Here is a 17,239-nt window from a genome sequence, read left to right on the forward strand (position 1 = left end):
CTGTAGCCCACGACTCCGTACTCCGCGGAGCGTCCCTGCGGCATGCCCGTCGCCTCACCGAAAGAGCTCTCCCATGCACGAGCCGGCCCGCTTTCTCGACCTGCACATCCTGCATCCCGTGACCGCGGCGAACCTTAACCGAGACGCCGACAACGACCCCAAGACCCTTTCCTACGGGAACGCGACAAGGGCCCTCGTTTCCCCCCAGGCGTGGAAGCGCCCCATCCGCCTCAACGTCGAACGGGATCTGGGGGAGCACGCCGTCCGCACCCGCATGGTGCCGCCCCTCGTCGCCCGGAAACTGCAAGAAGCCCAGTGGCCCGAGGACCTTGCCGCGTTCGCCTCCGCCCAGATCGTTCACTCCGCCAAGGGCGGAGGTCTCAAGCACAACGCCAAGGACGGCAACCGCACCCAGGCCATGCTCTACCTCCCCGCCGGCGTCATCGACGACCTTGTCGCCCTGTGCGAAAAGCACCGTACGGAACTGGAGGAAGCCCTCGCCGCCCACAACCCCAAAGACGACATCAGCCCGGTCCTGCCTACAAAGGACCTCGCCGCGCACCTGACCAGCCGCACCGCGAGCATCAACCTCTTCGGACGGATGCTCGCCGAACTCCCCACCGGTCACGTCGAAGCAGCCGTTCAGATGGCTCCCGCCTTCTCCGTCCACCGCAGCGATCCGCAGCCGGACTTTTTCACCGCAGTCGAGGACCTGCCCATGGGAGGCGACAGGGGCAGCGCCCATCTGGAGACCGCGTTCCTCACCACCAGCGTCTTCTACCGGTTCGCGACCATCAACATCACCGACCTCCACCACAACCTCGGACCAAGTACTCCCACCGATACCGTCACCAGCCTTGTCGAGCTCTTCGTCCGCCACTTCATCCTCAGCATGCCCGGCGGCAAGAAGACCTCCACCGCACCCCACACCCTCCCCGACCTCGTCCATTACACCGTCCGCGACCGCCGCTCCGTCTCCTACGGCGCCGCCTTCGAACAGCCCGTCAAAGCCGCCCCGCAAGGCGGCTACGCCACCCCCGCGCGCCAGGCGCTCACCAACTACGCCACCACCGTCAGCCGCCTGCTCGGCACCCGCCACCTCATCGCCCACGGCCACACCAGCACCACCAACAAACCCATCAAGACCCTCGGCACCCACCACACCTCCTTCGACGACCTCGCCGTCGCCTGCGCCACCGCAGCAACCACCACCCCCGCGGGCCGGCCGTGACCGGGCTCATCCTGCGCCTGGCCGGCCTGCTCCAGTCCTCCGGCGAACGCGGCGTCTTCCACTACCGCGACACCTGCGCCTTCCCCACCCGCTCCCAGCTCATCGGCATGTTCGCCGCTGCCCAGGGCCGCCCCCGCGAACACGCCCTCGACCCCTACCCCCACCTGCAGTCACCCAATGACACCACCGCCCCCAGCCACCGCGACCTCACCATCACCATCCGCATCGACCAGCCCGGCACCCTCTACCGCGACTTCCACACCGTCGGCGGCGGCTACCCCCGCGAAGAAGGCATCCTCACCGGCAACGGAAAGCGCCGCAAACAATCCACCGCCACCCTGGTGTCCCAACGCGACTACCTCACCGGCGCCGTCTTCACCATCGCCGTCCAGGGACCCGCCGCGCTCACCGACCACATCGCCGAAACCCTTCAGCGCCCCCGCTTCGGACTGTTCCTCGGCCGCCGCGCCTGCCTCCCCGACGAACCCCTCGTCCTCAACCCCCACAGCCCCGACCCCATCACCGAACTCCTCACCCGCACCCCCCTCACCCGCACCCCGGCACCACCACCCACCGCCACACACCTCCCCACCACCTTCGTCTGGGAACACCCGCCCCCGGGCGCCGACCCCACCACCCCGCCCGACCGGGAAAGCACCAGCGAACCCGTCAACCTCACCAGCCATGCACGACGCCACCTGCCCCGCCGCTTGTGGATGACCACCGAACGCCTCCCCGCACACCTCCACGCCGGGCCCCGGCCGCTCGACACCCTCACCGCGTACATGCACGGAGAACCCGCATGACCAGCCTCACCCGCATCGCCCTCAACCCGCACAACCGGGCAGTCAGAGCCGACCTCGCCGACGTCGACAGCCTCCACAAGACCCTCATGCGCCTGGCCCCCGACCACAACAGCCCCACCCCCCGTGCCGCCGCGGGCCTGCTGTTCCGCACCGAGTCCGGGCCGGACCCCACCCTCCTCGTCCAGACGGCCCATGTACCCGACCTCAGCGCCCTGCCCGCCGACTACGGCACCGCCCGGACCGTCGACCTGACCCCCCTGCTGAACTCCCTCACCCCCGGGCGCACCGTCCGCTACCGCATCACCGCCGCCCCCACCATCGCCCGCTCCGCCGGCAACCCCAACCGCCACCCCGTCACCGGGAAACGCCGCGGCAAGATCACCCACCTCACCGGCGACGACGCCATCACCTGGTGGCAGACCCGTGCCCAAGCCGTCGGACTTCAGCCCGCCACCGTCTCCGGCCTCCCCAGGCCCTTCCCCCGCACCAGCCCCACCCCCACCTCCCCCCACTTCACCCTCACCCAGTTCGACGGCATCGCCCGCATCACCGACACCACCCTGCTCACCCACGCCCTGACAACCGGCATCGGCAGAGCCAAAAGCTACGGAGCCGGCCTCCTCTCCCTCGCCCTCACCTGACCCCAGCCAGAAACCACGCCCAGTCATGCCACCTGCCCCTGACCTCAACTCCCTGCGCGCGGCCGCCATCCACCGCCTCTACACCCTCGAGCAGTCAGAACAGCTCACCCGCACCCGGATCATCGGCGTCGCCGACGCCTTCGGCGTCGACCCCCGCACCGTCGACCGCTGGCTCGCCAACGCCCGCGCCAACAACGGCACCTACCAACCCCCAGGCCGCACCAGCTTCACCCTCACCCCGCACATGCTCGACGCGATCGCCCGCTGGCGCGGCAACGCCACCGCCGCGTGGAAGGAACTACGCGCCGAAGGCCACCCCGTCCCCTCCCTGCCCACCTTCCACCGCGCCACGAACAGAGCCCTCACCCCCGGCATGCGCGCCGGCCTCCGCCACGGCGAGAAAGCACGGCGAGCGTTCGACGTAGCCGGCGAACGCGACCGACACCACCGCAACTACGCATGGGAAACCGACCACGTCGAAGCCAGCGTCAAAGTCCGCGTCGAAGGCCACATCCGCAAACCCTGGATCACCTTCTTCATCGACTGCGCCACCTCAGCCATCTGCGGCCTCGCCATCACACCGCAACGCCCCAGCCGCGAAGCCGTCCTCGTCGCCATCCGCGACGCCGTCCTCATCGACGAACACCACGGCCCCTTCGGCGGCATCCCCACCTACCTGCGCGTCGACGGCGGCAAAGAATTCCTCTGCGCCACCGTCAAGGAAGCCCTCGGCGCCCTGAGCACCACCATCATCGAACTGCCCCCCTTCACCCCGAAGGCAAACCCAACGTCGAAGCCGTCAACGGCGCCATCAAGAAAACCCTGTTCGCCGGCATGCCCGGCTACACCCACGCCCCCACCCTCCGCGGCGGCAAACCCGTCGACCCCGACCAGCCCCTGCTCCCCTTCGAAGAGTTCGTCCGCCTGGTCCTCGAATGGGTCCAGCGCTGGAACCACGAGAACACCCCCAAGAGCCTCAACGGCCACACCCCCCGCGAGGCCTGGGACGCCGACCCCGCCCTCATCGACACCGTCTCCACCGAAGCCCTCCACACCTACACCCTGGAGCGCCACGGCCGACCCCTGACCATCAACAACGGCGGTGTCCGCTGGCGCAAACGCAACTACATCGCCGACTGGATGCACGGCCGCGTCGGCGAAAAGGTCCACCTGCGCTACCTCCCGCACCACGACCACCGCGTCGAGCTCTACGACCCCCAGACAGGCCGCCACCTCGGCCACGCCGTCATGGCCCAGCAAGCCACCCCCGAGCAGGGCCTCAGCCTCAAACGCGCCCGAGCCCGCCAAGCCGACCGCCTGCGCACCAAGCTCCAGAAAGCCGAGAAGAACCGCAACATTCGCTACGCAGCCGTAACCCGCCCCGCACCCCCCACACCCCTGGACGCGATGCCCGAAGAAGAAGCACTCGAACACCTGCGGAACCTCGACGGATTCGACCCCGCCGCAGAAGCACTCCCCGACCTCATCGAGCTCCCCGAACCCGACGCCGGCCTGACCCTGCCCATCAACCCCCACACCCCGCCACCGACCGAACCCAAGGACCAGCCGTGAGCACCCCCGCCACCTCACCCCGCCCCACCCAGCTCCCACCGCCCAGCCAGGACCACTTCGCCGGACTCACCGGAGCCAACGCCATGGCCACCCGAGGCATGGCCGAGACCGAAGCCCGCATCCTCAAAGCCATGAAGCACAACGCCATGGTCTGCATCCACGGACACGTCGGCCTCGGCAAAACCTTCGCCGTCCACAACATCCTGCGCCGCCGCGCACCCGACACCACTGTCCGGCTGCGCTACAACAGCGGCGCCAACATGAACGAAATCCGCACACAGCTCTGGACCCGCCTCGGCCTGCCAGGAGAACCACCCCAGGCCGCCGGCCCCTGCGACCAGCAGATCCGCGACGCACTCGAAGCAGAACCCCGCATCCTGCTCATCGACGAAGCACAAGGACTCGGAACGAAACCACTGGAGTACTTCCGCACCCTCTGGGGAGACGACGCCCGCCGCGCCGCCATCATCCTCGTCGGCAGCGGCAACACCCGCCAGAAGATCCTCAACAATCCCGCCCTGCACTCCCGGATCCTGGACTGGTACCAGTTCAGCCCGCTCACACCTACCGAGGTCCAGGCCACGATCCCCGCCTACCAGAAGATCTGGGCCGCAGCACCACCCGAACTGATCCTGTACGCCGACGACATGGTCGGCCACGGATCATTCCGTAACTGGGCAAGGATCACCCTCCACCTCCACGACGCCCTGGAGGAAAACCCGAATCTCACCCTCAACAAGGACCTCATCCGCTGGGTACTCAGCCGCATCGACCCCACCACCCGCCATACTCCATAGCGCAACTGAAGAGTGTTGCCGAAGGCCGGACTTCGGCAACACCCTTGAGACGGCGGGTCGTCCATCTGGTTGCTCGGGCCGAGCGGGGTCGCGCGCAAGGCAGGCAGCCTGGCGGCGCCTTCGGCTCCGGACCAGGATCTCGCTCAAGGTCAGCAGACACAGAAGTCGCACCGACCGGCCGTCGGTGGCGGCGGCTTCCAGCGAGGTGTGGGGCCAGGGTGTCCGCCCGGCGGGCGGGCCGTTCACCCGGTGATGGCGAGGTTATGCAGTCGATCATGGCGTGGTGGACGCCGTCGCCCTTGAGTCGGCAGTCGCGCAGAATCTTCCGGCTCTTCATGCGGGTGAAGACATGCTCAACGCGGACTCTGACCTGCTTGTTGGAGCTGTTGTGTGCCTTTTTCCAGGGCGGGAGTTCGGCCTGGCCTTTCGTGCGGCGATGTGGCATCACCAGCTCGGTGCCGAGATGGCCGCCTTCCGCGATGGTCGTCGTCTTGCCCACCGCTACCTTCGCACCGGATTCCGCCCATGCTCTGCAGTCGTTACGGTCTCCGGGGAGCAGCCGGCCGACCCCGGCGACGAGGGTGGAGTAGCGGTAGTTCTTCGATTGCTCGGCCACCGCGTGGTCTCGGGTGGGCACCAGGGTGCCGTCCGCGATGAGCACGGTGTCCTTCGAACAAGATCATCTCAGCGAGTGCGAGCCAACCTGTCAGAACTGCTACCCACGCCCAAGGGCCTTGCTGAACCGGTGAGCTTCTTCAGCGTTGCAACTCCAGGGTGAGGTGTCGGCGTACACCTGAACGTCCCCACCCGCGTACGGATGAATGCGGTCGGCTTCTGGTGCCGGGCGGCGGGTTGCCTTTCGCGGATTGAGCCGGCCGTACGCGTAGTCGGCCGTGGTCTGCCTGGAGTGGAAAAGCCTTCGACCGGGCCTGCGCCGATCCGGCACGCTCCTCAGCATGACCACGCCGTCCTTCATCCCCGGACTGGAACTCTCCCGTCGCTTCTACCTGGAAGCCGTACGGCCCCTGTTGGACGAAGCCGTCCCCGGGATGCCGCACTCCGCCGCCCGTCTCGGCAGTGGCTCGGAAGTCCTCGGGTTCGACACCCCCCGCTCCGCCGACCACGAGTGGGGGCCCCGCCTGCAGGTCTTCCTGCCCCCGCAAGACGTCACCCGTCACGGAACGAGGATCACGGAACTACTCTCCGAACGCCTGCCGAAGACCTTCAGCGGCTACCCGACGCACTTCGCCGCCACTGACGAATCGGGGATCGGGGTCATGCGGACAACCGACGGGCCGGTGCATCACCGAGTCGAAGTCACCGGCCCGAGCGCCTGGTTCACCACGCAACTGGGCTTCGACCCGGGCGAGGACATCAACTTGACGGACTGGCTGGCCACCCCCACCCAGCGCCTTGCCGAGGTCACTGCCGGTGCCGTCTTCCACGACGGACTCGGCCACCTCGTACCGGCCCGAGCCGCCCTCGACTGGTACCCCCATGATCTCTGGCTCTACCTGCTCGCCTGCCAGTGGCAACGCATCTCCCAGGAAGAAGCCTTTGTCGGACGCTGCGGCGAAGTGGGCGACGAACTCGGCTCCGCCGTCGTCGCCGCCCGACTGGTGCGCGATCTGATGCGACTCTGTCTGCTCATGGACCGCCGCTACCCGCCATACAGCAAATGGACCGGCAGTGCCTTCGCCCGTACCCCCCAGGCACCCGCCCTCACCCCGGTCCTCACCGCGACCCTAGCCGCCACCGACTGGCACACCCGCGAACATCGCCTCGCGCGCGCCTACGAGACCGTCGCGGCCGCACACAACCAACTCGGCCTCTCCGACCCTGTCGACCCCACCACGCGGCCCTACCACGACAGGCCGTTTCAGGTCCTGCACGCCGAACGCTTCGCCGCGGCGCTGACCACCCGCATCGCCGACCCGGCCATCCGCGCCCTGCCAACGATCGGTGCCGTCGACCAGTTCATCGACAGCACCGACGTCCTCAGCCGTCCGGAACTGACACGCGCGGCCATCCGCGCAATGATCAGCCCTCCCCCTGAGAACTCCGCCTCCAGCCAATAGAGGGAGAGCGCAAAGCGGCCTAACCATTGGGGACGTTCATCTGTACACAGCTAAGGAGCAAAGACCGTACGCCGACATGAGGACGGCCTTGGCGATTGACGTCATGCGGTTGGGGCTGCATCGGGACCTGCGGAAGATCCGCCAGGACTTCAGGCGGGCTACGCCGCGTTCGACGGGTGCCCGTCTGGCTGCCAGGGCACGGTTGCGGGTCTTCTCGGTGGGGGCCAGTTCCTGCAGGGGCCGGCGTTTGATGCCTGTGGTCAGCTACGGGCCGGCGCCCTGGTAGGCGAGATCGGCCAGGATCGGGACGCCCTGGCGCTCGCAGATCCGGATGATCCGGTGGGTGCGGGCGGCGGTCAGGTCGTGGGTGCGGCCCGGCAGGGCGGGCGAGAGCCACAGCAGCCGGCCGCCGGGGTCGGTGACGACCTGCACGTTCACACCATGGCGCCGGTGTTTGTGGGAGTAGTCGGCCCGGCCGTCGCCGACCCGGTCGCATTCGGCGAGGGTGCCGTCGAGCAGGACGAAGTCGGGTTCGTGCTCGCGCAGCGTCTTGAGCAGGCCCGGTGCACGTGCGGCGAGCAGGTCGACGACCGCGCTGGTGTAGGCGTGGGCGGTGGACTCGCTGATCCCGAACCCGGCGGCGATCTCTGCGAGCGTGGTGTGCTCGCGCAGGTACACCAGTGCCACCATCGCGCGCTGTGACGGACGGAGCTTGCAGCGCCGGTCGCCCTCACGGGTGACGATCAGCATGGTGACCCACTCCACGAGTGCATGCGGCAGGTCGAGTGCGGCAGGTCGAGTGCGGCAGGATGAACGACCAACGAGGCCCCCGAGCAACGTGATTGAGACGTCAGACATCTCGATTAACAGCCCGGGGGCCTCGCTCGTTGCGCTTCACGGACCGTCACCCGATCGGTGGCCACATCGAAGAAGCTCAGTAGGCCGGCAGCCTGTGGCGCCCGATAGGGATGGACCCACCAGGATCAGGACCAAGATCGCTGGTTTCAAGTCACTTTGTATCGAACTGAGATCCGATTGATGACGCTCCGATAGTGTCGACGCCGCCTTGCCGATGCGAGGTTCCAATCCGATTGCTACGTGGGGGGACAGTGCGGGAGCGAAAAATTGCTGTCATTATGACGATATTTCTCGCCATGATGACGACCCTGATTTTTTCAGGGCAGGCACAGGCAAAGGAAACGAGCAACGGGCAGCGACTGGTTGGCACCTATGCTCCTCCGCAAGAGGATCCTCGTGAGTTGCGGATCGGCAGCAAGGACCAAGGTAGTGGTCCCGAATGCCATGCCGTGGCCTCCGGCGAAGCCTGTATCGAATGGAAGCCGGTATCGCAGACGCGGCGCTCGATATCACCGGCAGGCGCCAAGACGGCGGACGCGGCGGAAGCAACATGTTCAATCAGCCCAGGTAAGTGGACGTACACGCGCAAGTCCTATTGCGCAAATCTGGAGGGGACGTACACTCTCTGGGACCAGAGCAAGCCACCGAAGGTAACCGGAACGGCGATCTTCTTCGCGACCATCGGGTCGACTCTGTCGCAGACCAGCGGGAGCTGGGAAGAGAAGCAGACCATGACTGTGGCTTCGGCGACAGGGAAGGTCAATTCCCTCAGTTTCAGCTGGCTGTCCAATTGCACCCCCAGTTGCACTCCCACCAAGCCTAGCCCATGGCTGGGTTCTGTAAATCTCAAGGTGGGCCAGACGGCGGCCGGAACATCGAACTACACCGCGAATCCCGGGGCGGGTAAGCATGTTGGTGTTACCACTAGTTTTGCGATTCAGGTGGTTGTGCCCGGAGTCGCCGGAATTCATTTGCTCGCGAAGGATAACCCGAGGAAGGTTCGCTGCGACACCACCTTCTCGAACAATACGAGCACAGGCTGCGTGATCTCTGATGTCCAGCCGCAGCTGGTCCTCCCGCTTTCCGAATACGGTGCCGCAGCAGCGACGTACGCATGGGCGCAGCAGAAACTCATAGATCAATGGGGTACGGCGGGCAACCCCTTGAAGCGCCTGGGGGATGAGGCAATCGCCACAGCCAACCGTACCCGCACCTGCGGAAGCGGAGCCTCTAGGCCGTTCATCCCCCAGCCCAGCGAGGTCACGGATGACTCGTGCGACGAGTACCCGTTCGCGGGAACTCATGAGGGTGGGAAGAACGGTGCACTCTGTGCAGATGTGATTCCGAAGCTGCAAAATGGTGTTTGGAACTTCTATCAGGACCTCAATTCTCCCGCAGTCACGGGGAATGAGCCGTGCATCCGAGGCCATGTCCCTTCGGGCGAGAACAGTGCGGCCGGAGGGAAGTTCGGCGTGAACAATAGGACAGAGCGAATCATTCCAGACGAGAAGTTTCAGGTAGTAATCTCTTAAGGTTCGAGTGTTCAGCCATCTGGTGTAGGGGCCCCTCTGGCCGCAGAGGGGCCCGTCAGGAAAGGGTTTCTGTGGTTTTTGATTCGAAAAAGGAGTGGGCTGGGTAAAAGGAATGGATGGCGTTTGTGTAAATCTTACGCGCGGCCTAAGCCTGGAACGCGTAATATCTAATTTTTGCCCGAATTTGAAATCTGCAAGAATTCTGAAATTGGGGGAGGTAGACGACGCTCTTGATCGACTGGACGGTCAGTCCATCTTTAGGTGCGGAAGCATTCAGGGCTGGGTCCTTTCAATCGAGATGTACGGCACCCTCTCGGTCCAGAATGAGACGCTATCAACACTCTCCGTAAATGGCCCGTCAATTACGGTTAGTTACGGCGCAAATTCCTACCATGTAGTGAGTAGCTGGGAATTCGGCTCGCGGGTCGAGCACTTCGAACCTGGTGTGCGAACTAGCCTCAGCTCAAGTGAAATCCACCCCCTATGGGATGCTACGGAAAGACTTACGGCGGGTGCCCGCGACGGGGCAGCGGTCTTTAGTTCCCTTGAAGCTGTCAGTAAACGGGTGGGATTTCACATACCGTTTGACGTGGTAGCCGGTCCTCTGCTCAGTGCGCCATCTGCCCAGAACTTTGCCCGCCCGAAAGAGGCGGAGACCCTGGAGGGGAGCGCTCTCGGGCCCCAATTGCCCGGACTAAACGCGGAACGCGAGGCTCCAGTGCAGGGTGGCGAGGAGCCCGATCCAGGCGGCCCTGCCGCGTAGCAGCCAATGAGCTTCTTCGATGTGGCCACCGATCGGGTGACGGTCCGTGAAGCGCAACGAGCGAGGCCCCCGGGCTGTTAATCGAGATGTCTGACGTCTCAATCACGTTGCTCGGGGGCCTCGTTGGTCGTTCATCCTGCCGCACTCGACCTGCCGCACTCGACCTGCCGCACTCGACCTGCCGCACTCGACCTGCCGCATGCACTCGTGGAGTGGGTCACCATGCTGATCGTCACCCGTGAGGGCGACCGGCGCTGCAAGCTCCGTCCGTCACAGCGCGCGATGGTGGCACTGGTGTACCTGCGCGAGCACACCACGCTCGCAAAGATCGCCGCCGGGTTCGGGATCAGCGAGTCCACCGCCCACGCCTACACCAGCGCGGTCGTCGACCTGCTCGCCGCACGTGCACCGGGCCTGCTCAAGACGCTGCGCGAGCACGAACCCGACTTCGTCCTGCTCGACGGCACCCTCGCCGAATGCGACCGGGTCGGCGACGGCCGGGCCGACTACTCCCACAAACACCGGCGCCATGGTGTGAACGTGCAGGTCGTCACCGACCCCGGCGGCCGGCTGCTGTGGCTCTCGCCCGCCCTGCCGGGCCGCACCCACGACCTGACCGCCGCCCGCACCCACCGGATCATCCGGATCTGCGAGCGCCAGGGCGTCCCGATCCTGGCCGATCTCGCCTACCAGGGCGCCGGCCCGTAGCTGACCACAGGCATCAAACGCCGGCCCCTGCAGGAACTGGCCCCCACCGAGAAGACCCGCAACCGTGCCCTGGCAGCCAGACGGGCACCCGTCGAACGCGGCGTAGCCCGCCTGAAGTCCTGGCGGATCTTCCGCAGGTCCCGATGCAGCCCCAACCGCATGACGTCAATCGCCAAGGCCGTCCTCACCCTGGAGTTGCAACGCTGAAGAAGCTCAGTGATCCGCTTTGCATTCGGTGAGCCGGGACATGGACAGCTGTGACTGTGCGCGATAGGCGTCTCTCGAGCACGCTAGTGATGTGACCGGGAAGGTTTGCCGGGTTGGGGTGGCCTGAGCCCGTTGTCAGAGCCTCCCGATAGCGTTCCGGCAGCCAGATCCGACTCTTCGCCGGGAGAACACCCGTGGACATTCTGCTCATCGCCGGCCTGTGGTTCGACGGATCCGCGTGGGACGACGTCGTGCCCGAACTCACCGCGCTCGGCCACCGTCCCGTGCCGCTCGCCCTCCCCGGCCAGGGCGACGGCACCACCTCCGCGACGCTCGACGACCAGCTGGCAGCAGTACTCGCCGCCGTTGACGCGGCGCCCGGGAAGCCCCTGGTGGTGGGGCACTTCGCGGCGTCGAGCCTGGCCTGGCTGGCCGCCGACGCGCGACCGGAGAAGGTGGCCAAGGTCGCACTGATCGGCGGCTTCCCCGCCGCCGACGGGCGGGCTTGCGCCGATGACTTCGCGATTCAGGGCGGCACCATGCCCTTCCCAGGCTGGGGCCCCTTTGAGGGAGCGGACTCCGCCGACCTGGACCAGGAGACCCGGCACCGCCTTGCGTCCGCCGCTATGCCTGTCCCGAAGCGGTCGCACGGGGAGTCGTGCGCCTGACCGACGAGCGCCGCTTCGACGTCCCAGTCGTGGTCGTCTGTCCCGAGTTCACCCCCGCCCAGGCCAAGGAGTGGATCGCCGCCGACGAGAGCCCTGACCTTGCCCGTACCACCCACCTTGAGTACGTGGATCTCGACTCGGGCCACTGGCCGATGGCCACCCGCCCCCGCGAGCTCGCCCGCGTCCTGGCGGAGGTCGCGAGCTCGTAGTGCTGTGGCGGGGTTGGGTCGTCAGGCCGCTGCCGGTAGTGGTCTGCCGCCCAGAGGATGCCCTTTTCGCTGCGGATGCGGGCGCGTTCCTTGCGTTGGGCGGCGAGTATGTCGGGGTGGCGGGCGTTGGCGTTGCGCCAGCGCAGGTAGGCGTGCAGGGCCCGTGTCTGCACCGTGTGGTTCGGATGGTTCGAGTTCGCGAGGGTGAACTGCCGCAGCGGGCCAAAGTGCGCCTCGATCGGGTTGGCCCAGGAGGCGTAGGTCGGGGTGAAGCACAGCTCGACCTTGTTCTTCTTCGCCCAGCGGCGGAGATCCGTGCCGGTGTGGGCGGAGAGGTTGTCCAAGATGATGTATATAGGGGCGCCGTCGGGCCGGGCGGCACGGATCGACTTCAGTGCGGCCAGGGTGTTGGCGGTGCCTTTGCGGCGGCGGTTGACGCCCCACAGACGGTCGTCGCCGACGGAGTAGCAGCCGTGAAAGTAGGTGACGCCGTGGGTGCGGCGGTAGGTCGCCGGCAGGCGGTCGGGCTTGCCCTGCTCCGCCCAGCAGGAACCTCCGGTGGGCCGGGATCCCCAGAGGCCCGAACTCGTCGAAGGCGAAGACCCCCTCGTCTTCTCCTATGCCGGCCGACACCACTACTTCGACGGCGCCCGCCACGTCGATCACGAACTGCTCATCACCATCGACCACATGACCGCCCACCTCGAAGTCAGCGTCCTGCGGGCCGCGGACTGGGAGAAGGCGATCATGGCCGGATACATGGCCTGGCAACAACTACGCAAGCACGGCGGAGGGCAGCTGGAACTCGACCTGGACGAACAGACGCTGACCTTCATTGGACCCCCGGACGGCATCTGAGGGCCGCTATGGGGTCTTCACGAGGTTCCCGCCCTGGCTGCACGGCGTAACGGAGGCTGGTCCAGCTGGCCGGGTCATCCCTGCGTTCCGTATTCCCGTCCGAACGGCGACGGAGCAGCCCCGTTCCGGTAGTTGGCGTGCGGCTAACGCACTGCGGGTTGGCTTGATCTATGTAGGTACCATCGTCGCTACACGCCCCCCACGTTGAGAGCCGAGGACTTATATGTCTGGAAACCTTCCCGTTCAGAGTGTCACGGCCGATTACGCGCAGCGGGTCGCTGATGACCTGGCTGCGAACCGTAGCGAGCAGGAGCGCGTGCGCAGCGAGCTGGCGCGGTTGCAGGATGAGCTTGTCCGTCTGGAGGACAGCGAGCAGGTCCTGACGAAGATGCAGGAAGTGCTCGGCGGCACGCCCAAGCAGGCAGCGAAGCAGCGCAAGGGCGGCAAGGGGGCCGCGGTTCCCGCGGCGCGAGGCTCCAACCGTAAGAAGGCAGCAGGGAAGGCGGCTGTCGCCGCCGGTCGCAAGGCTTCCAAGAAGACTGCGTCGCCGAAGAAGGCGGGGGAGCCGACGTGGCTGGAGCTGACCACTGCCTACCTGGGAGGGCAGAGCGAGCCTCGGTCGGCGGCTGAAGTAGCGGCCTCGCTCACTGAGGCGCATCCTGAGCGCACGGTCCAGGTGGCGGTGGTGCGCAACTCTCTGGAGCAGGGGGTCGCCCAGGGGCTGCTGGAGCGTTCCAAGCAGGGACGTTCGGTCTTCTACAGCCCCACCGCCCCGGCCTCAGTCCCGTCCGGCTCCTAGTCAGTGCCGGTTGCTTCAGACGGGTAGTGGGCAAACCCGCCCATACATCGAGAAGCCCTGACCGACTGCCGCGAGTGCTTCTCCCTCCAGCCCGCAGGAATATGTCCAGGGCTTCTCAGGGCTTCCTGCGGGCCGCAGCGGGAGGTAACGCCAGGCGCGCCCAGACGGCTTTGCCGGTGGCGCCGGAGGGTTTCCACCCCCACCCCTCACTGAGTGCCTCGACGATGGGCAGTCCGCGGTGGTCCTCGGCCAGGGGAGCGGGTGGTGTGAGACGTGGTCTGCGCTGGCTGGGGTCGTACACCACGCAGAGCAGGCTGTGCGGGCGCCGGGTCAGGGCCAGCCATACGACGGGAGGGCTGCCGTCGGGCAGGGGGGTGCGGCGTTTGCCGTGGCGTACCGCGTTGGCGACGAGTTCGGATGCGATCTGCACAGCGTCCTCGCGCACGGGGTTCAGGTTCCAGCGGTGGATGACGTCGGAGGTGAACTTCCGTGCGTCTTTCAGGCACAGGGTGTTCGTGCTGATGCGGTGGGCGGCGAAGGGGGGTGCCGCGAGTGCGAGACGGGGCGCGGCCCCGGCGTGGCCGCGGGTATTGGGGTGCTGGCGCTGATGTGTTCGGTTTTCCATGAACGGTTTCCCCGTAAGTGAGCGTGTCGGCGGCTCACTGCATCTTGTCCCGCTACCTGACGCGCTAATGCTCGTTCCTGGAAGGACAGCTGAAATTTCAGCGGCCCAGGTCGCACGAATGTTCCCGCCGGCGGGTGTGGGCGGCTGCGGCTGAGGGGCCAACAGGAGGCGGATATTCAATGACAGTGCAGGTCAACGGTGTGAGTGCTGAGACGATCACAGGGGCGGTCTGGCGGAAGAGCGCGCGGAGTAACGCGGCCGGAAACTGTGTGGAAGTCGCCCGACTGGAGGGGGGAGAAATCGCCGTGCGTAACTCCCGGTACCCGGCAGGGCCCGCATTGGTCTACACCCCGGCCGAGATGGAATCGTTTCTCCTCGGCGTGAAGGACGGCGAGTTCGACTTCGCCCTGTAGCCGTTCGTGAGGCCTTGGCCTATGCATGCTTCCCCTATGTCAGGCTGACATACTGGCGACCCGGACAAGGGGGCTCAGGGGAGGTATTCGCAAATGACTGGCCAGCACGGGGAAAGCCGCTCCATACGCGGTTTCGCGCCCCGGCCCCACCTCGGTGCGGCAGCCCACCGCAGAGCCCTCGGCGAGCACCTGCGACGCTGCCGCACCGGCATCGGCATGACCGGGAAGGCGGCGGCCCGCCACATCGGCACCTCCGGGCCGACCGTGAGCCGGCTGGAGAAGGGCGAACGCACAGAGAACACCGGCCAGCACGCTACCGCCCTGCTGCGCCTGTGCGGAGTCACCGACCACCAGGAACTCTCCCACGCACAGTTGATTGCGGCTCAGGGCGAGGCGCCGGACGCCTGGGAGGCGTACGGCAACTCCATCGCCCGCTGGGTGCAGCCGCTGCTCGCTCTCGAACCGGCCGCCCAGCGGATCATGGCCTACGAACCACAGCTCGTCCCCGGCTGGCTGCAGACTTCCGAGTACGCCCAACTCGTCATCCGCGCGGGCTTCCCCGACCTGCCGCAGGCTGACGTCGAAGCCCGCGCACGGGCCCGGACCAACCGCCTGAGCATGTTCCACCGGGACCAGGACCCGCCGGCCATGGTCGCGATCATGGATGAAGACGTGCTGCGCCGCCCGGTGGGCAGCCCCGGCGTGCTGTACCGGCAGATCCAGCACCTGATCCAGCTCCTCAAGAGCGACCTGCGGCACCGGATCAGCCTTCACATCGCTCCGCTGTCGATGGGGATGACCGGCGCTGTGGGGCATCCGATCGTGCATCTGCGGTTCGCCGACGCCCTGCTGTCCGACTTCGTCTACCTCGAGCAGAGTGAAGGTGCCCGCTGTGTTGAGGGCGAGGGGGAGGCGGAACGCTACCTGTCGCGTATCACCACCTTGTCCGGGATGGCCAACCCCGCAGCCCTCACCCTGACTCAGCTGGAGGACCGGCTCGACGAGCTGGACACCGGCCGCCAGTAACATCGCCGGGGCCAGTTCAGGGAACCATGCCGGCCCCGCCGAACTCCTCCCACTCAAAACTCTGCTGGGGCGGAGCGACAGGCACCTCGGCAGGGCGCCACCGGGAGACCTCCACAAGGCCCGGGTCGACAACCGACAGGCCGTTGTCCTTGAAGTAGCTCTCGACGTCAGCCCGGGTGCGTACCCGGCCCCAGTGCCCCCGGGTCTCGCGGTCCATGAACGCAGACACCTCCTCACGGACCTGCTCGCTCTCACTGACCAGCTGGCAGATGACCATGACACTGCCACTGGCCAGCCGGCTCCGGACCCTGCGGATGAGGTCAACAGGCCGGTCCGCATCGGGAATGCAGTGCAGAACCGAAACGAACAGCGCAGCGACCGGCTCCCGGAAGTCGATCAGCCGCCGCACCGGCTCACTGTCGAAGATCTCCTGGGTGTCGCGCATGTCCGCCTGCAGAACCGCGGTCCGGTCATCGGTCTCCAGAAGCGCCCCGCCCACACTGCGCACGATTGGATCGCTGTCCACGTACACGACCCGGGAGGCAGCGTCGACGCGCTGCGCGATCTGGTGAACGTTGTCCTGCGTCGGCAGCCCTGACCCGTGGTCGATGAACTGACGGATGCCGTACTCCTGGGCAAGGGTCCCTACGACCCGCTGAAGAAAGGCCCGGTTGTTCAGGGCGAGGTCCTTCATGCTCGGGACCTGCTGTAAGAGGTGATCGCATGCCGCACGGTCGGCAGCGAAATTGTCCTTGCCGTCCAGGAGATGGTCGTACATCCGCGCGACGCTCGGAGTCCTGACGTCCACACCGTACGGAAGCTGATCATCGGCCGTCATCGCGTCCCCCGGGAAGAATTCGTGGCGTGGCCGGATCGACCCCGCACCGGAAGAGACACAGCGTAGTGAAATTTCAGAATGCGCACGAGACCACGATCGGCTGAAAGCAGCCGCACCATGCCTGTCTCAGGCGGCGTCGGAGGGTTGCTGGTTCCCGCAGCAAGCATCCGTCGGGCGGTCGGCCGAGTTCAGCGCGACGAGGAATTCGCCACGCGTCAGCCCCATGAGGTCGGAAGCCCGGTCGATATCCATCCTGAGATGGTCCCGCAGCACGTGGGCGTCGCTGCCGCATATCCGGTTCCCGGGGCAGGGGAGCGGTGTTCCTTCCGCGTCATCCACACAGGCGGCCAACAGGCGCCAGGCCATCGCAGCGGGGTGGGAACAGCCCAGCGTGGCAGACCAGCGGACCGCGAGCGCGGTGAGGGAGTCCTCCACCACCCGCTCCGCCAGCTCGTGCGTGCCCAGCCGTGCCATGGCATAGGCGACGTAGCCCGCCCGGTACATGTCGCGGAAGGCACGGAACGCGATCACCGCAGTGCGGTCACCACCAGCCTCGTACACAGAGGGAGGGGCTGAGGCGGCTGCCGGCCGCTTAGGCGTCATATCCTGG

General features: G+C 66.7%; 15 protein-coding genes and 6 pseudogenes. 14 read left to right on the forward strand and 7 right to left on the reverse strand.

All coding sequences use genetic code 11. The features are described from left to right. Positions 1–73 precede the first annotated feature (73 nt). Genes cas7e through cas6e form a run of 3 tightly spaced genes read left to right on the forward strand, consistent with a single transcriptional unit; the run spans position 74 to position 2,678 of the window. Positions 74–1,231, forward strand: coding sequence for a type I-E CRISPR-associated protein Cas7/Cse4/CasC (gene cas7e, locus CCZ36_RS33950; protein ID WP_128819306.1), 1,158 nt, complete (start codon positions 74–76; stop codon positions 1,229–1,231). Next, positions 1,228–2,037, forward strand: coding sequence for a type I-E CRISPR-associated protein Cas5/CasD (gene cas5e / locus CCZ36_RS33955; RefSeq protein WP_128819307.1), 810 nt, complete (start codon positions 1,228–1,230; stop codon positions 2,035–2,037). The genes cas7e and cas5e overlap by 4 nt, the downstream gene beginning before the upstream one ends. Then, positions 2,034–2,678: a type I-E CRISPR-associated protein Cas6/Cse3/CasE gene (gene cas6e / locus CCZ36_RS33960; protein WP_128819308.1), complete on the forward strand. Its 645-nt coding sequence runs from the start codon at positions 2,034–2,036 to the stop codon at positions 2,676–2,678. The genes cas5e and cas6e overlap by 4 nt, the downstream gene beginning before the upstream one ends. Before the next feature lie 298 nt (positions 2,679–2,976). On the opposite strand, the gene CCZ36_RS34985 is transcribed toward cas6e, so the two are convergent. Continuing rightward, positions 2,977–3,189: a hypothetical protein gene (locus tag CCZ36_RS34985; RefSeq protein WP_164873587.1), complete on the reverse strand. Its 213-nt coding sequence runs from the start codon at positions 3,187–3,189 to the stop codon at positions 2,977–2,979. Positions 3,190–3,512: 323 nt separating this feature from the next. Between CCZ36_RS34985 and CCZ36_RS33965 the strand changes: the two genes are divergently transcribed. Together CCZ36_RS33965 and CCZ36_RS33970 are read left to right on the forward strand one after the other, a co-directional pair. After that, a complete protein-coding gene (locus CCZ36_RS33965; RefSeq protein ID WP_164873588.1) occupies positions 3,513–4,250 on the forward strand; it encodes a Mu transposase C-terminal domain-containing protein in 738 nt (245 codons plus the stop codon). After that, on the forward strand, positions 4,247–5,047 hold the full coding sequence (locus tag CCZ36_RS33970; protein ID WP_128819310.1) for an AAA family ATPase: 801 nt from the start codon (positions 4,247–4,249) through the stop codon (positions 5,045–5,047). The genes CCZ36_RS33965 and CCZ36_RS33970 overlap by 4 nt, the downstream gene beginning before the upstream one ends. 242 nt (positions 5,048–5,289) lie before the next feature. Here CCZ36_RS33970 and CCZ36_RS33975 read toward each other — a convergent pair. Beyond that, positions 5,290–5,720: pseudogene (locus tag CCZ36_RS33975) on the reverse strand (transposase); the annotation flags it as partial. A gap of 283 nt (positions 5,721–6,003) precedes the next feature. Here CCZ36_RS33975 and CCZ36_RS33985 point away from each other — a divergent pair. Next, positions 6,004–7,125 (forward strand): DUF4037 domain-containing protein, encoded by a 1,122-nt coding sequence (locus tag CCZ36_RS33985; RefSeq protein ID WP_128819311.1) that lies wholly within the window; start codon positions 6,004–6,006, stop codon positions 7,123–7,125. Positions 7,126–7,161: 36 nt separating this feature from the next. Here the strand turns inward: CCZ36_RS33985 and CCZ36_RS33990 are convergent. Further along, a pseudogene (locus CCZ36_RS33990) lies at positions 7,162–7,875 on the reverse strand (transposase family protein). 404 nt (positions 7,876–8,279) lie between these two features. Here CCZ36_RS33990 and CCZ36_RS36205 point away from each other — a divergent pair. From CCZ36_RS36205 to CCZ36_RS34005, 4 genes and pseudogenes are all read left to right on the forward strand, one after another. Further along, a complete protein-coding gene (locus CCZ36_RS36205) occupies positions 8,280–9,515 on the forward strand; it encodes a NucA/NucB deoxyribonuclease domain-containing protein (protein ID WP_164873589.1) in 1,236 nt (411 codons plus the stop codon). A gap of 112 nt (positions 9,516–9,627) precedes the next feature. Then, complete coding sequence (locus CCZ36_RS37085) at positions 9,628–10,278, forward strand: DUF6461 domain-containing protein (protein WP_443069855.1); 651 nt, start codon at positions 9,628–9,630, stop codon at positions 10,276–10,278. Positions 10,279–10,500: 222 nt separating this feature from the next. Beyond that, positions 10,501–11,193 (forward strand): annotated as a pseudogene (locus tag CCZ36_RS34000) (transposase family protein). A gap of 194 nt (positions 11,194–11,387) precedes the next feature. Continuing rightward, positions 11,388–12,070 (forward strand): annotated as a pseudogene (locus tag CCZ36_RS34005) (alpha/beta fold hydrolase). 21 nt (positions 12,071–12,091) lie between these two features. Here CCZ36_RS34005 and CCZ36_RS35160 read toward each other — a convergent pair. Beyond that, a pseudogene (locus CCZ36_RS35160) lies at positions 12,092–12,673 on the reverse strand (transposase); the annotation flags it as partial. Between the two features lie 48 nt (positions 12,674–12,721). Here CCZ36_RS35160 and CCZ36_RS35165 point away from each other — a divergent pair. Further along, positions 12,722–12,928, forward strand: a pseudogene (locus CCZ36_RS35165) (hypothetical protein); the annotation flags it as partial. Positions 12,929–13,151: 223 nt separating this feature from the next. Next, positions 13,152–13,727 (forward strand): hypothetical protein, encoded by a 576-nt coding sequence (locus tag CCZ36_RS34015; protein ID WP_128819313.1) that lies wholly within the window; start codon positions 13,152–13,154, stop codon positions 13,725–13,727. A gap of 115 nt (positions 13,728–13,842) precedes the next feature. On the opposite strand, the gene CCZ36_RS34020 is transcribed toward CCZ36_RS34015, so the two are convergent. Next, the gene (locus CCZ36_RS34020; RefSeq protein ID WP_128819314.1) at positions 13,843–14,352 is read right to left on the reverse strand and encodes an ATP-binding protein; all 510 of its coding nucleotides are present in this window, start codon (positions 14,350–14,352) and stop codon (positions 13,843–13,845) included. 179 nt (positions 14,353–14,531) lie between these two features. Between CCZ36_RS34020 and CCZ36_RS34025 the strand changes: the two genes are divergently transcribed. Together CCZ36_RS34025 and CCZ36_RS34030 are read left to right on the forward strand one after the other, a co-directional pair. Continuing rightward, complete coding sequence (locus tag CCZ36_RS34025) at positions 14,532–14,765, forward strand: DUF397 domain-containing protein (protein WP_069734961.1); 234 nt, start codon at positions 14,532–14,534, stop codon at positions 14,763–14,765. A gap of 93 nt (positions 14,766–14,858) precedes the next feature. Continuing rightward, positions 14,859–15,791 carry a helix-turn-helix domain-containing protein gene (locus CCZ36_RS34030; RefSeq protein ID WP_128819315.1) on the forward strand — a complete coding sequence of 311 codons (933 nt, stop codon included), beginning with the start codon at positions 14,859–14,861 and terminating at the stop codon, positions 15,789–15,791. 16 nt (positions 15,792–15,807) lie between these two features. On the opposite strand, the gene CCZ36_RS34035 is transcribed toward CCZ36_RS34030, so the two are convergent. After that, positions 15,808–16,629 carry an SAM-dependent methyltransferase gene (locus tag CCZ36_RS34035; protein ID WP_128819316.1) on the reverse strand — a complete coding sequence of 274 codons (822 nt, stop codon included), beginning with the start codon at positions 16,627–16,629 and terminating at the stop codon, positions 15,808–15,810. A gap of 126 nt (positions 16,630–16,755) precedes the next feature. Next, on the reverse strand, positions 16,756–17,160 hold the full coding sequence (locus CCZ36_RS34040; protein WP_237302789.1) for a hypothetical protein: 405 nt from the start codon (positions 17,158–17,160) through the stop codon (positions 16,756–16,758). Positions 17,161–17,239 lie beyond the last annotated feature (79 nt).

It is taken from the genome of Streptomyces sp. S063 (assembly GCF_002832675.1).
In the GTDB taxonomy this organism is placed as follows: domain Bacteria; phylum Actinomycetota; class Actinomycetes; order Streptomycetales; family Streptomycetaceae; genus Streptomyces; species Streptomyces sindenensis.

Bases quoted from the DNA above. Each gene is read 5' to 3' on its own strand.
- cas7e (WP_128819306.1), top strand. From the start codon at position 74: ATGCACGAGCCGGCCCGCTTTCTCGACCTGCACATCCTGCATCCCGTG.
- cas6e (WP_128819308.1), top strand. From the start codon at position 2,034: ATGACCAGCCTCACCCGCATCGCCCTCAACCCGCACAACCGGGCAGTC.
- CCZ36_RS33965 (WP_164873588.1), top strand. From the start codon at position 3,513: ATGCCCGGCTACACCCACGCCCCCACCCTCCGCGGCGGCAAACCCGTC.
- CCZ36_RS33985 (WP_128819311.1), top strand. From the start codon at position 6,004: ATGACCACGCCGTCCTTCATCCCCGGACTGGAACTCTCCCGTCGCTTC.
- CCZ36_RS36205 (WP_164873589.1), top strand. From the start codon at position 8,280: ATGATGACGACCCTGATTTTTTCAGGGCAGGCACAGGCAAAGGAAACG.
- CCZ36_RS37085 (WP_443069855.1), top strand. From the start codon at position 9,628: ATGGATGGCGTTTGTGTAAATCTTACGCGCGGCCTAAGCCTGGAACGC.
- CCZ36_RS34015 (WP_128819313.1), top strand. From the start codon at position 13,152: ATGTCTGGAAACCTTCCCGTTCAGAGTGTCACGGCCGATTACGCGCAG.
- CCZ36_RS34020 (WP_128819314.1), bottom strand. From the start codon at position 14,352: ATGGAAAACCGAACACATCAGCGCCAGCACCCCAATACCCGCGGCCAC.
- CCZ36_RS34025 (WP_069734961.1), top strand. From the start codon at position 14,532: ATGACAGTGCAGGTCAACGGTGTGAGTGCTGAGACGATCACAGGGGCG.
- CCZ36_RS34030 (WP_128819315.1), top strand. From the start codon at position 14,859: ATGACTGGCCAGCACGGGGAAAGCCGCTCCATACGCGGTTTCGCGCCC.
- CCZ36_RS34035 (WP_128819316.1), bottom strand. From the start codon at position 16,629: ATGACGGCCGATGATCAGCTTCCGTACGGTGTGGACGTCAGGACTCCG.